We start from the raw sequence: 13,453 nt of genomic DNA, 5'->3' as shown, positions 1-13,453 counted from the left end.
TCGTGGGTTTCGCTCACCGTGAGCACAAATCTGGCCCGGTTAGGGCATTCGTCGCTGCCCATGGCACAATTGCGGGCGTGAAGTCCGGCCGCACCTATCCTCACCGCGTCTCGCTGGTGATGCGGCGTCATGTGGACTTCAAGCGCGTTTGTACGTGTTGTTGTCTGCCCTGACGCGCTGATTCTCGGACCCCAGCCCACCACCAACTTTTAGCTGGCCGCCGGATCTGCGCCGCCGGTCAGCCCACCGGTGACATGCGCGATCCGGCTCCACGGAGGAGCCAACCACATGACCACAGCCGAATCGAAGCCCAAGCCGGTCAAGCGTCCCCGCGGCGAGGGCCAGTGGGCGCTCGGCTACCGCGAGCCCCTGAACCCGAACGAGCAGTCCAAGAAGGACGACAACCCGCTCAACGTGCGCGCACGCATCGAGAACATCTACGCCAAGAACGGCTTCGACAGCATCGACAAGGGCGACTTGCGTGGCCGTTTCCGCTGGTGGGGGCTGTACACCCAGCGCAAGCCCGGGTACGACGGCACCTGGACCGGCGACGACAACACCGACATGCTTGAGGACTCCTACTTCATGTTGCGGGTCCGCTGCGACGGCGGTGCGCTCAGCGCGGCCGCCCTGCGCACGCTCGGCGGGATCTCGACCGAGTTCGCCCGCGACACCGCCGACATCTCCGACCGCGAGAACGTCCAGTACCACTGGGTCGAGGTCGAGAACATGCCGGAGATCTGGAAGCGCCTCGACGCCGTCGGCCTGCAGACCACCGAGGCGTGCGGCGACTGCCCGCGTGTGGTGCTCGGCTCGCCGCTGGCCGGTGAGTCGCTTGACGAGGTGCTCGACGCGACGCCCGCGATCAACGAGATCGTCAAGCGCTACATCGGCAAGCCCGAGTACTCGAACCTGCCGCGCAAGTTCAAGACCGCAATCTCAGGTCTGCAGGACGTGGTGCACGAGGTCAACGACGTCGCATTCGTCGGCGTCGAGCATCCCGAACACGGTCCTGGTCTGGACCTGTGGGTGGGCGGCGGCCTGTCGACCAACCCGATGCTGGCTCAGCGGGTCGGCGTCTGGGTGCCGCTCGACGAGGTGCCCGACGTCTGGGAGGCCGTCGTCTCGATCTTCCGCGACTATGGCTACCGGCGTCTGCGGTCCAAGGCACGGTTGAAGTTCCTGATCAAAGACTGGGGCATTGAGAAATTCAGGGAAGTACTCGAAACCGAGTACCTGAAGCGGCCCTTGATTGACGGACCCGCACCCACTCCCGTGAAGCATCCGATCGACCACGTCGGCGTGCAGAAGCTCAAGAACGGCCTCAACGCGGTCGGCGTATCTCCGATCGCAGGCCGGGTCTCCGGCACCATCCTGACCCAGGTCGCGGATCTGGCCGAGGCCGCCGGTTCGGATCGCATCCGCTTCACCCCATATCAGAAGCTGGTCATCCTCGACGTCCCCGACGACAAGCTCGACGAGCTGCGCGCCGGCCTGGACGCCATCGGCCTGCCGTCGACGCCGTCGCACTGGCGCCGCAACCTGATGGCCTGCACGGGTATCGAGTTCTGCAAACTGTCCTTCGCCGAGACGCGCAAGCGCTCGCAGGTCCTGGTGCCTGAGTTGGAGAAGCGGCTGGAGGACATCAACGCGCAGCTCGACGTGCCGATCACGATCAACATCAACGGATGCCCGAACTCATGCGCGCGTATCCAGGTCGCCGACATCGGCTTCAAGGGGCAGATGGTCGACGAAGGCAACGGCCCTGAGGAGGGCTTCCAGGTACACCTCGGCGGCAGCCTGGGCCTGGACAGCGGGTTCGGCCGCAAACTGCGCCAGCACAAGGTGCTGTCGAGCGAGCTGGGTGACTACATCGACCGCGTTGTTCGGAACTTCGTGAAACAACGTGAGGACGGCGAGCGTTTCGCTACGTGGGCGCTACGAGCAGACGAGGCGGATTTGCGGTGACGGAAACGATGTCGGAAGGCGACCTGATCGCATTGGCGGAGCGCGGCGCTGCCGAACTCGACGGCGCCAGCGCAGAAGAGCTGCTGCGCTGGACGGACGAGCACTTCGGCGGTAGCTATGTCGTCGCATCGAACATGCAGGACGCCGTGCTGGTCGATCTGGCCGCGAAGGTGCGTCCGGGCGTCGACGTGTTGTTTCTCGACACCGGCTATCACTTCGTCGAGACCATCGGCACGCGCGACGCCGTCGAGGCGGTCTACAACATCAATGTGGTAAACGTCACGCCGGAGAACAGCGTGGCCAAGCAGGACGAGTTGTTCGGCAAGGATCTGTTCGCCCGCGACCCCAGTGAGTGCTGCCGGATGCGCAAGGTCGAGCCGCTGTCCAAGGCGCTGCGCGGTTACTCCGCCTGGGTCACCGGCATCCGCCGGGTGGAGGCGCCGACGCGGGCCAATGCGCCACTGATCAGCTGGGACAAGGCGTTTGGCTTGGTGAAGATCAACCCGATCGCAGCGTGGTCCGACGAGGACATGCAGAACTACATCGACGCCAACGATGTACTCGTCAATCCCCTTGTCTTCGAAGGCTATCCGTCGATCGGTTGCGCGCCGTGCACGGCGAAGCCCATTGATGGTGCTGATCCGCGTAGCGGCCGCTGGGCGGGGCAGTCCAAGACAGAATGCGGGTTACACGCGTCGTGACGACGACGTTCACTGCCGCTCACGGGCCGCTTGTGCTCGCGGCCCACGGCAGCGTCGACCCACGTGCGGCGGCGGTGACGCACGCCGTGGCGGGCCGGATCCGGCGGCTGCGGCCTTGGCTCGACGTCCGCCCCGCCTTCCTGGAGAAGGCAGGTCCGAGTCTGGACGACGTGCTGGCAGACCTCCCCGCAGGTGTCGTGGTGCCGTTCCTGCTGGCCGACGCCTATCACGCGCGAGTCGACATCCCCGCGATGATCGACGCGTCGGGGTCGCGAGGCGAACAGGCCATCGAACAGGCTGATGTACTCGGAGAGGATCCCGCCCTGCTGTCGGTCGTGCGGCTGCGACTCTCGGAGATCGGGGTGTCCCCCGAAAGCGAGGGTCTCGGTGTGCTGGTCGTCGCGGTCGGCACGTCGAACGCTGCGGCCAACGCGCGGACGTCCACCGTGGCGCATGCCCTCAGCCGGGGCACGCGTTGGGCGGGTGCCGAGGTCGCATTCGCGACCGGACCTCAGCCCAGCGTCGCGGACGCCGCTGATCGATTGCGCGCCCGTGGCGCCCGGCATCTGGTGATCGCGCCCTGGTTCCTCGCCCACGGCATCATCACCGATCGCGTTGCGAATTATGCTTCGGCACAGGGCATTCCGATGGCCGAGCCGCTCGGGTCGCACAACCTGGTCGCCGCGACGGTACTGGACCGCTTCGACGCCGCGACTGCGACGTCAGCCCAGGCGGCCTGACGGCTTAGCGCGGGTTCTTCTCGCCGGCCTCGACGGGGACGGCCAATCTGTTCTCCGCCGGCGCTACCGGGCACGTCGCATAGTCGGTGAATGCGCACGGCAGGTTGGCGGCCCGGTTGAAGTCGAGTGTCACGGCACCGTCCTCGCCGGGCGCCGTGACCGAAAGCCCCCGGCATGCACGGTATGTCGTCACACCGCTGGTCGCGTCGGTGAACCGGATGTGCAGATTTCCGTCACGACCGGTGAACGCAAGCAGCTGCAATGGCACGTCGTCCAGTTTGAAATGGATGACCCCGACCGCCTGGTGGTGGTGCTCGAGGCCCTCGACGACGGCGCCGGTGGTCACCGGCATAGGACTGTCGAACGGCACGAATTGCCCTGGCACAACCCACTTCTCACTCGGCGGATACGCCGGAATTCCGTGATACGTCTGCAGGTGCGGCGAACGCGGGTCGTGCACGCGCAGCGCCGCAGAGCCGGTTCGGCGGATCACTTCGATGCGACGGTCGCCGTCTTCGACGAGCAACCCTGGCGCACCCTCGACCGGTTCGAGCCGTTCGGTGCCGTCGATCCCTTCGACGTACACCGCGTTCTCATCAGCGCGCCACCTACCCGGCAGGTCGCCGACGGTCTCGTAATCACCGGAGAGCCAATACAAACCGGTCAGGCTGACCCAGCCCAGCGGATCCCCGAAATACCGCTCCCGCTCACTGTGCCATTCCTGCCAGGCCGTCTCGAACGCCGATTCTGTGGCGTGATCAACCGTCGTCATCTGACATACGTCCCTTCTCAGGCCACGGCTTCTTGCCGGATGGCTTGCGCCGACAGCGGTCTGCTCGGCAGGTGTTGCCGAAGTACTGGGGCCGCCTCGGCCTGAAACAGCTCGAGACTGCGTCGTTTCTGCGCCTCGGTGACACCGTCGGTTTCGGCGCTGAGGTGGATAACCTCGTGCCCGAGCCGCGCGTGATAGCGGCTCACCTTGTCGATCACCTGCTGCGGGCTGCCGATCAGCGCCGAGCTGCGGTCGACGAAGTCCTCGATCGTCTCGAACACCACGGGAAGACCAGCGCTGCGCGCGAACGCAAGACGCGCCTCGAATGCGGGCCGATACTCCTCGATCGCCTGCTGGGAGGTCGGTGCGATGTGGAAGCCGGCGGTTCCCGCACCCACCAGGGCGTCGTTCGGGTCATGGCCGTAGAACTCCCACCTCTGCCGGTAGTAGTCAACGAGTTCGGCGTACGGCTCGATCGGATACGTCACATTCGCCGAGAAGATCGGATCGCCGTGCCGCGCAGCCAGATCCACCGAGTCCCTGCTGGTTGCGCTGCCGTGCCAAATGCGGATCTTCTTCTGTAGTGGACGGGGTAATGCCTTGGCGTCGACCAGCGGTGGACGGAAGCGACCCGACCATGTGACCCGCTCGCTGTCCCAGAGGGCCCGGAACAACTCGTAACCCTCGCGGTTGCGGTCCCACTGGTCGGCGGTCGTCACGTGGAACAACTCGGCCTGCGCCGCACCGTTGCCTTTGCCGATGATCAACTCCAGCCGACCGCCGGACAGGTTGTCGAGCGTCGAGTAGTCCTCGAACGCCCGCACCGGGTCGAGCAGGCTCAGCGTCGTGACCGCGGTGAACAGTCCGATCGTCGATGTGCGCGCGGCGATGTTGCTCAACACCACCGGCGGCGACGACGAGATGAACGGATCCTCATGGCGCTCACCGACAGCGAAGCCGTCGAAACCGAGCTCTTCGCCCAGTACCGCGTTATCGACGACCTCCTGCAACCGTTCGGCAGGACTCTTCGTCACACGTGTGCGCGGATCGCGACGATGCGCAATCAGCGTGAGCAACAAGAACTTCATCGGCATCTCCCGGCCGCGGGGATAGCTATCTCGATGGTAGCGAACGACATCGGCCACGATTTCATTCCCGAGCAGTACTTTTACGCCCCCGGCAAATAAAATTCTCCGTGATCACAGATATCCCACAGCTGCGGACCAGCCGGTACTAATACTCCAATGACCGCGCCGCTGTCTGACGACCCCTGCTGTCGCTAGCCCCTTTTCCGGTCCATCTCAGCAACAGAAGGTCGCTCACAGTGTCGGTGTTCGTAGATATCGCTCCCGACGAGCCGCAGGTCGGCTCGCCGGCCGCCGCCGCGCCTGCAGGCAAGTGGCGCGGACGGCTCACCCGCGCGGCACTGCCCCTGCTCTCGCTGGTCGTGTTCTTCATCGTGTGGCAGCTCGCGGCGGCCAGCGGCATCTGGAATCAGACCTTCGTGCCCTACCCCGCCACGGTGTGGCGCGCCTTCATCGACGTGTCCACCACGCATGACGGCGTCCGCGGATACGCCGGCTACCTGTTGTGGGAGCACCTCTACATGACCCTGCGTCGCGTGCTCGCCGGTGTCGTCATCGGCGTCGCCGTGGGCGTGGTGCTCGGCCTGATCATGGGTTCGATCAGCTGGGTCCGCAGTGTGCTCGAGCCCTGGCTGACATTCCTGCGCGCGCTGCCGCCGCTGGCCTACTTCTTCCTTCTCGTCATCTGGCTCGGAATCGACGAGGCGCCGAAGATCACGCTGCTGGCTCTGGCGGCCCTGCCGCCCGCCGCCGTGGCGACCACCGCAGCCGTCGTCGCCGCGCCGGTGGGTCTGCAGGAGGCCGCTCGGGCGCTGGGCGCTTCGCGCGCAGAGGTCATCCGCGACATCGTCGTCCCCTCGGCGCTGCCCGAGACGTTCACCGGCATCCGTCTGGCTGTCGGTATGGCGTACTCGTCGGTGGTGGCAGCCGAACTGTTCAACGGCATCCCCGGTGTCGGCGGATTGGTCAAGGACGCAAGCAATTACAACAACACCCCGGTGGTGCTCGTCGGCATCTTCGCGATCGGGTTCTCGGGGCTTGTCATCGACGGTCTACTTCGCGCCATCGAACGGCGCGCGGTCCCATGGAGAGGAAAGATATGAAATTCAAGGCCTTCAAAGCCGCAGTCGCCGCAGCGGCCGTCGCTGCGACAGCACTGACGGGTTGCTCCGTCGACAAGTCGGAGCAGCAGGCCGACAAGCCGACCATCCGGATCGGTTACCAGACCTTCCCCAGCGGGGACCTCATCGTCAAGAACAACCGCTGGCTGGAAGAGGCGCTGCCCGACTACAACATCAAGTGGACCAAGTTCGACTCGGGCGCCGACGTCAACACCGCATTCATCGCCAAGGAACTCGACTTCGGCGCGCTGGGATCCAGCCCGGTGGCCCGCGGACTCTCGGAACCGCTGAACATTCCGTACAAGGTCGCGTTCATCCTCGACGTGGCCGGTGACAACGAGGCGCTCGTCGCACGCGACGGCACCGGAATCGACTCCATCGCGGCGCTGAAGGGCAAGCGGGTCGCCACCCCGTTCGCCTCCACTGCGCACTACAGCCTGCTGGCCGCGCTGGACCAGAATGGCCTGTCCGCCAGCGATGTTCAGCTGATCGACCTGCAGCCTCAGGCGATCCTGGCCGCATGGGATCGCGGGGACATCGACGCCGCCTACACCTGGCTGCCCACCCTGGACGAGCTCCGCAAGACCGGCAAGGATCTGATCACCAGCCGCCAGCTGGCCGAAGCGGGTAAGCCCACGCTGGACCTGGCCGTCGTCTCCGACGAGTTCGCGGCCGCACATCCCGACGTCGTCGATGTGTGGCGCCAGCAGGAGGCCCGCGCCGCGAGCCAGATCAACGACGATCCCGCCGCAGCCGCGAAGGCCATCGCCGCCGAGATCGGTCTGACCCCCGAGGAGACCGAAGGTCAGATCAAGCAGGCCGTCTTCCTGACCCCCGAGGAGATCGGTTCGCCGGAATGGCTTGGCACCGACGGGAAGCCGGGCAACCTCGCCGTCAACCTGCAGAGCGCATCGCAGTTCCTGGCCGACCAGAAGCAGATTCCGTCGGCCGCACCGCTGGAGACGTTCCAGAACGCGATCTACACCAAGGGGCTGCCGGGTGTCCTCAGTCAGTGAGCTGAAGGACAATGCGCGGCAGGACAACACCCCGGCGATCCGCATCGCCGGGGTGTCCCACCGCTACGGCAGAGGACGCAACGAGGTCACCGCGCTCGGTCCGGTCGACCTCAGCATCGACCCCGGATCGTTCCTGGTTCTGGTCGGTGCGTCAGGCTGCGGTAAGAGCACACTGCTGCGCCTGCTCGCCGGCTTCGAATCACCAAGCGAGGGACAGGTTCAGGTGTCCGGCGCGCCACCCACTCCCGGCGTGACGGCGGGTGTGGTCTTCCAGCAGCCACGGCTGTTCCCGTGGCGCTCGGTCGGCGGCAACATCGACCTGGCGCTCAAGTATGCGAAGGTGCCACGGGAACGCCGGGCGGACCGGCGCGAGCAACTGCTGTCCCGGGTGGGCCTCGAAGGCACCGCCGACCGCAAGATCTGGGAGATCAGCGGCGGCCAGCAACAGCGCGTCGCGATCGCGCGCGCATTGGCGGCCGAGACGCCGTTGTTCCTTCTCGACGAGCCGTTCGCGGCGCTCGACGCGCTCACCCGCGAGCGGCTGCAGGAAGACGTCCGCCAGGTGAGCGCCGAATCGGGGCGCACCACGGTGTTCGTCACACACAGCGCCGACGAGGCCGCGTTCCTCGGCTCGCGGATCGTGGTGCTCACCCGGCGCCCGGGACAGGTGGCACTGGACCTCCCGGTGGACCTGCCTCGCACCGGGGTGGACGCCGACGAACTCCGCCGCTCCCCCGAGTACACGGCGATTCGTACCGAAGTCGGCCGCGCGGTCAAGGCCGCGGCGGCGTAATAAGACTCACGCTGACTTCAGATGTGGTGAAACGCCGGCCACCGGCCTAGCGTCCAACCGACCTATCGACTCTTCCCATCGAAGGATGGCCCCCTCATGTCCGAAATCACCGCAGCTCCAGATTCTTTAAAGGGTGAGCCCGACCCACCGGCACGCAAGCTGCGTGGCAACCTCGGCGTGGCGTCCATCGTCTTCATGGTGGTGGCCGCGGCCGCACCGCTCGGCGTGATCGGCGGTGTCGTGCCGCTGGGTCTCGCTGCGGGCAACGGCGCCGGCTTCCCCGCGACGTTCATCATCTCGACGATCATCCTGCTGCTCTTCGCGGTCGGCTTCACCGCGATGACACCCCACGTCGAGGAGGCGGGCGCGTTCTTCTCGTATGTGCGTAAATCGTTGGGACTCCCGGCGGGTATCGGCATCGCGTTCGTCGCGATCCTCAGCTACGTCGCCCTGGAAGCCGGCGTCTACGGGCTGCTCGGGCCGGCGGGTGCTGCGGTCGTCGAACTGTTCGACGGGCCGGCACTGCCGTGGTGGTTGTTCGCGGCGGCGGCCTTCGCCGTCGTGACCTTCCTCGGGTACCGCAACATCGAACTGTCGAGCAGGGTGCTCGGCGTGCTGCTGACCGCGGAGATCGCGATCGTCGTGGTTCTCGATCTCGTCATCATCGCCCGCGGCGGCGATCACGGGTTGTCGACCGGCATCGTCAACCCCAGCGCCATCGTGTCCGGATCGTTGGGCATCGGACTGCTTTTCGCAATCATCAGCTATGTCGGTTTCGAAGCGACGGCCATCTTCCGCGACGAAGCGCGCACCCCGGAGCGCACCATCCCCCGCGCCACCTATGTCGCGCTGATCCTGATCGGCGTGTTCTACGCCGTCACCAGTTGGGCATTGATCTCGGGCTGGGGTGATGACGCGGCCGTGGCGCACGCCACCGACAACGGCGCCACGTTCCTCGGCGACACCGCGGCGCGCTACATCGGCGTCATCGGCGCCGACATCATCACCGTGCTGTATTTCACCAGCCTGTTCGCCTGCATCCTGGCGTTCCACAACGTCTCTGCGCGCTACCTGTTCGCGCTGTCGCAGCGCGACGTGCTGCCCGCGTCGTTGAGCCAGCCGCACCCCCAGCACGGCTCCCCGCACCGGGCCTCGCTGTGGATCTCCGCCGTCGTCGCGATCAGCATCGCGCTCGCGGTCGTGTTCAAGCTCGACCCGGCCGCGCAGTTCTACACCTGGTTCGCCGGCACCACCACCGTCGGCATCATCGTGCTGCTCATCGCGACCAGCGTCGCGGTGCTGGTCTTCTTCGGCAAGGACAGGCGCGGTCTCTCGCAGTGGCGGGTGCGCATCGCGCCGGCGCTCGGCCTGGTCGGACTGCTCGTGTCACTGATACTCATCCTCTCCAACCTCTACACCCTCGTCGGCGGATCCAGCATCCTGGCCTGGGTCATCATCGGACTGCTCGTCGGGTCGTTCGTGGCGGGCGCCGTCGTCGGAACGAGGGTGCGCGACAACACGATTGCTCTGTCATGACGAACAGCGTGGACACAAAGACGTTGCGGCCCACCGCTTCTGCGGGCGAACGGGAGCTTCGCAAAGCACTCGGCGACGGTTGGCTCACCGAGATCGAGGTGGCGTGGAGTGATCCGTTCGGCCATGCACAGGGCAAGCGGATTCCCGCGTCGCAGTTCCTGGGCCGGGCGCTCGGCAGCGGATTCGCCTTCTGCGAAGCATCTTTGGGGTGGAACACCGAAGGCACGGTCGTCGAGTCGCTGGAACTCACCAACTGGGCCGGCGGCTACCCAGATGTGTTCGCCGTACCCGACCTCGCGACGTACCGGCCACTGCCGTGGCGTCCGCGTGTGGGTCACGTGATCTCCGATATCGTTGCCCACGATCGCAGCCCGTCGCTGCTCGACCCGCGCGCGGTGCTCAAGAGGGTGCTCGCGCGGCTCGCGTCGCTCGGTTACACCGCGAAGATCGGGGTCGAGTTCGAGCTCTATCTGCTCAACGCCGACGGCTCACCGTTCCAGGACGACATCCACGCCTACTCGCTGGAGAACGCCAACGCGCTCGACCCGTTGCTCACCGATCTCTACGAGACCTTGAGCGCCTTCACGCGTCTGGAGGGCATTCAGACTGAGTACGGCCCGGGCCAGATCGAGACCAACCTCGTCTACACCGATGCGTTGGAGGCCGCCGACGATGCGGTCCGGCTCAAGTACGCCGCCAAAGAGGTGGCGCGAAAGCACGGCAAGATCGCGAGTTTCATGCCGAAGCCGTTCACCGAACACTCCGGCAGCAGCCAGCATCTGCACATCTCGCTCTGGCGCGACGGCAAGGCGGCCTTCGCGCCGACGGACGGCGCCGAGAACGAGACCGCACTGCACGCGATCGCGGGTCTGCTCGAGCATCTGCCGTCCATCACGTTGTTCGGGGCGCACTCGGTCAACGCCTACCGGCGCTTCGTCCCCGACTCGTTCGCGCCGGCAACCGTGACGTGGAGCCGCGACAACCGCAGCGCCGCGGTGCGCTCGCTGGTCGAGGCCGACCCGTCGGCGACGAGGCTGGAGTTGCGCAGCGGCGCCTCGGACGCGAACCCGTACTGGTTGATCGCCGCCGCACTGGCTGCGGTGATCGCGGGGCTGGAGGCCAAGGCCACTCCCCCTCCCCTGGAGGGCGGCAACCTCTATACGCAGGGTGTTCCGCTGCCCGAATCACTTGGCGTGGCAGTGGAATTGGCGACCCGCGACGACACCATCGCCGAGATCCTCGGTGGCGGTTCGGTGCGTGACTTCGCGGCGCTGGCGCGCAGCGAATGGGTGGAGTACTCGAACGAGGTCAGCGACTGGGAGCGCAGGCGCTACCTGGCCCGCTCATGACCTCTCCGGGTCCCCATGTCGCCGGCCGTGCGGCTCCGCGCTTCGGCGTGTGGGCGCCGGTCTACGGCAACCACGGCGCACGCGAGCATCCACAGGACGCGCCCGACGCGAGCTACCGCCGCACCCGCGATCTGCTGCTGCGTGCCGAGGCGGCGGGCTTCGACTCGACCCTGGTGGCACAGCACGTCATTCACCCCAGCAATACCGAGGACGACGTGCTCGAAACGTGGTCGACGATCGCGGCGGTCGCGGAGGCGACCTCGCGCATCGAGCTGATCGGTGCGGTGAAACCCCTGCTGTTCAACCCGTTGGTGTTCGCGAAGATCGCCGCCAACATCGCCGACATCGCCGAGGGCCGGTTGTCCGTCAACCTCGTCACCGGATGGTTCCTGCCCGAATTGGAGGGTCTGGGACTGGATCCGCTCGATCACGATGACAGGTATGCGTATTCGCGCGAGTGGCTCTCGATCGTCACCGACCTGTGGGCGGGTAAGCACGTCGCGATCGGCGATCACGGTGGCCAGCCGGCCTTGATCCGGCCCGCACCGGCCGACCCGCCGCCGTTGTACGTCGGCGGCGAGTCCGAACCCGGCCGGGCGCTCGCCGCCGAAAAGGCCGACGTGTTCTTCATCAACGGTCGGCCGCTGCCCGACACCATCGAGGTCATCGAGGACCTGAGGGCCCGGCCGCGGGACGGCGCCCCGCTGCGATTCGGCTTGTCCGCGTTCGTGATCGCGCGCGATACGGAGGAGGAGGCGCTCGCCGAGCTGGACTATCTGCACGCTCTCGACGAGGCGGTGGACAGGCCCGAGATCTCCGGCGGCACCGACCCCAAGACCCAGATGTACAAGGTGCTCTCCGGCGCCAAGCGAATCGGCTCCAACGGCGGCACACTGGCCGGCCTGGTCGGCAGCTACGACCAGGTCATCGAGCGCATCCACGCGTTCCACGACGCCGGTATCGAGCTGTTCATGCTCCAGTTCCAGCCGATCGAGTCCGAGCTGGACCGGTTCGCGGACAAGATCATTCCCCACTTCCGATGACCATGGAGTCCCTATGACCCTCAGCCGCGAACCCGTCGCGCCGCGCTCACCGTTCACCACCGAGCCCCTCGGCGGGTCGGTGACCGAACGCTTGGCCAGGCTCCCCGAGGTCGTGGCGGCGCTGCGTCGCGAGGACCCAACCGCCGAGCGCGAGCGGGTACTGCAGTACGACGCCGTCGAAGTGATCCGGCGCACGGGTGTGCTCGCATTACGCGTCCCTACGGAGTTCGGTGGCCCCGGCGGCAGTGCGCGCGACGTGCTCAGTGCGGTGATCCAGATCGGCCGCGGGAGTTCCAATGTCGCGCAGGCGCTGCGGGCACACTTCGGCTTCTCCGAACGCCTGCTGAGTAACCGCGCGCTTCCCGCCGAACGTGCCGAGTGGTTCCCGCGCATCAACGCGGGCCTCGTCTTCGGCAACGCGATCACGGATGCGGCGGGCAGAGCGCCGTCGAGCGCCGACACCAAGGTGCTTCCCGACACCTCGGGCGTGCTACGGCTCAACGGCTACAAGTTCTACTCCACCGGGACGCTGTTCGCCGACGTCATCGCCGTGTCGGCATTGGACGCGGACGGCCGCGACGTGCAGGCCATCATCCCGGTCGATCGCGCCGGAGTCGAATTGTTCGACGACTGGGACGGATTCGGCCAGCGCACCACCGCCAGTGGCGGCACCCGTTTCACCGAGGTCGAGGTGCACGCCGACGAGGTCGTCACGGCTTCCGAGGGCAACACGCTCGGGCATGGGACCTCATTCCTGCAGCTGTACCTGGCGTCGGTGGCGGTCGGCATCGCCTACGCCGTGTTCGACGACGCGGTCGAGTATGTCCGCACCAAGGCACGCCCGGCGGCGCATTCGGTCGCGGACAGTGCGGCCACCGATCCCTTTGTCCTGCAAGCGGTCGGAGACATCTCTGCTGCCGCATACTCGGCAGAAGCCGTCGTCCTGACGGCAGCGGATGCGATCGACCGTCTGGTCGACGAGGGTCTGCAGCATGACCAGGACGCCGTCGCCGATGTCGCCGTCACGGTCGCCAAGGCTCAATTGGTGGCGGAACGGTTGACCGTCTCGGCGGCCGAGCGGTTGTTCGACACCGGAGGCGCGTCGGCCACCGCCCGCGCGCTGAACCTGGACCGGCACTGGCGCAACGTCCGCACCCTCGCCACGCATAGTCCGTTGGCGTACAAGGCATATGCCGCGGGCAACTATGCCGTCAACGGAGTCTTCCCGCCGGCAAACGGCTACTTCTGAGCGCCCCGTCACATCCGCGAGCAGACGCAAAAGCACCCTAAAACACGGCGTGTGGGGGGCCTTTGCGTCTGCTCGCGGAT

Annotated in this window: 13 protein-coding genes; 11 read left to right on the top strand and 2 right to left on the bottom strand. The window is 66.5% G+C overall.

The window, feature by feature from the left end; all coding sequences use genetic code 11:
• Positions 1 to 119 precede the first annotated feature (119 nt).
• The 4 genes from G6N43_RS31045 to G6N43_RS13535 all read left to right on the top strand — a co-directional run bounded on the left by G6N43_RS31045 (position 120) and on the right by G6N43_RS13535 (position 3,409).
• On the top strand, positions 120 to 173 hold the full coding sequence (locus tag G6N43_RS31045; RefSeq protein WP_407664912.1) for a hypothetical protein: 54 nt from the start codon (positions 120 to 122) through the stop codon (positions 171 to 173).
• A gap of 115 nt (positions 174 to 288) precedes the next feature.
• The gene (locus G6N43_RS13545) at positions 289 to 1,968 is read left to right on the top strand and encodes a nitrite/sulfite reductase (RefSeq protein ID WP_083150055.1); all 1,680 of its coding nucleotides are present in this window, start codon (positions 289 to 291) and stop codon (positions 1,966 to 1,968) included.
• A gap of 8 nt (positions 1,969 to 1,976) precedes the next feature.
• On the top strand, positions 1,977 to 2,669 hold the full coding sequence (locus G6N43_RS13540; protein WP_083150233.1) for a phosphoadenylyl-sulfate reductase: 693 nt from the start codon (positions 1,977 to 1,979) through the stop codon (positions 2,667 to 2,669).
• On the top strand, positions 2,648 to 3,409 hold the full coding sequence (locus G6N43_RS13535; protein ID WP_083150056.1) for a sirohydrochlorin chelatase: 762 nt from the start codon (positions 2,648 to 2,650) through the stop codon (positions 3,407 to 3,409). Before G6N43_RS13540 ends, G6N43_RS13535 begins: the two co-directional genes overlap by 22 nt.
• Positions 3,410 to 3,413: 4 nt before the next feature.
• On the opposite strand, the gene G6N43_RS13530 is transcribed toward G6N43_RS13535, so the two are convergent.
• Together G6N43_RS13530 and G6N43_RS13525 are read right to left on the bottom strand one after the other, a co-directional pair.
• The gene (locus G6N43_RS13530; protein ID WP_083150057.1) at positions 3,414 to 4,181 is read right to left on the bottom strand and encodes a DUF1684 domain-containing protein; all 768 of its coding nucleotides are present in this window, start codon (positions 4,179 to 4,181) and stop codon (positions 3,414 to 3,416) included.
• A gap of 17 nt (positions 4,182 to 4,198) precedes the next feature.
• Positions 4,199 to 5,269 carry an LLM class flavin-dependent oxidoreductase gene (locus tag G6N43_RS13525; RefSeq protein ID WP_083150234.1) on the bottom strand — a complete coding sequence of 357 codons (1,071 nt, stop codon included), beginning with the start codon at positions 5,267 to 5,269 and terminating at the stop codon, positions 4,199 to 4,201.
• Between the two features lie 236 nt (positions 5,270 to 5,505).
• On the opposite strand from G6N43_RS13525, the gene G6N43_RS13520 reads away from it, so the two are divergent.
• The 7 genes from G6N43_RS13520 (at position 5,506) to G6N43_RS13490 (ending at position 13,373) form a co-directional block, all read left to right on the top strand.
• A complete protein-coding gene (locus G6N43_RS13520) occupies positions 5,506 to 6,369 on the top strand; it encodes an ABC transporter permease (RefSeq protein ID WP_083150058.1) in 864 nt (287 codons plus the stop codon).
• On the top strand, positions 6,366 to 7,403 hold the full coding sequence (locus G6N43_RS13515) for a taurine ABC transporter substrate-binding protein (RefSeq protein ID WP_083150059.1): 1,038 nt from the start codon (positions 6,366 to 6,368) through the stop codon (positions 7,401 to 7,403). The genes G6N43_RS13520 and G6N43_RS13515 overlap by 4 nt, the downstream gene beginning before the upstream one ends.
• The gene (locus G6N43_RS13510; protein ID WP_083150060.1) at positions 7,387 to 8,196 is read left to right on the top strand and encodes an ABC transporter ATP-binding protein; all 810 of its coding nucleotides are present in this window, start codon (positions 7,387 to 7,389) and stop codon (positions 8,194 to 8,196) included. The genes G6N43_RS13515 and G6N43_RS13510 overlap by 17 nt, the downstream gene beginning before the upstream one ends.
• Positions 8,197 to 8,292: 96 nt before the next feature.
• The gene (locus tag G6N43_RS13505; protein WP_083150061.1) at positions 8,293 to 9,732 is read left to right on the top strand and encodes an APC family permease; all 1,440 of its coding nucleotides are present in this window, start codon (positions 8,293 to 8,295) and stop codon (positions 9,730 to 9,732) included.
• Complete coding sequence (locus tag G6N43_RS13500; RefSeq protein WP_083150062.1) at positions 9,729 to 11,081, top strand: glutamine synthetase family protein; 1,353 nt, start codon at positions 9,729 to 9,731, stop codon at positions 11,079 to 11,081. The genes G6N43_RS13505 and G6N43_RS13500 overlap by 4 nt, the downstream gene beginning before the upstream one ends.
• On the top strand, positions 11,078 to 12,124 hold the full coding sequence (locus tag G6N43_RS13495) for an LLM class flavin-dependent oxidoreductase (protein WP_083150063.1): 1,047 nt from the start codon (positions 11,078 to 11,080) through the stop codon (positions 12,122 to 12,124). Before G6N43_RS13500 ends, G6N43_RS13495 begins: the two co-directional genes overlap by 4 nt.
• A 13-nt stretch (positions 12,125 to 12,137) precedes the next feature.
• On the top strand, positions 12,138 to 13,373 hold the full coding sequence (locus G6N43_RS13490; protein ID WP_083150064.1) for an acyl-CoA dehydrogenase family protein: 1,236 nt from the start codon (positions 12,138 to 12,140) through the stop codon (positions 13,371 to 13,373).
• The last annotated feature ends 80 nt before the right edge of the window (positions 13,374 to 13,453 follow it).

Source organism: Mycolicibacterium moriokaense, assembly GCF_010726085.1.
Classification (GTDB): Bacteria; Actinomycetota; Actinomycetes; order Mycobacteriales; family Mycobacteriaceae; genus Mycobacterium; species Mycobacterium moriokaense.
Note: the sequence above shows the minus strand (reverse complement) of the source record. Positions and strands in the feature narration are given on the sequence as shown.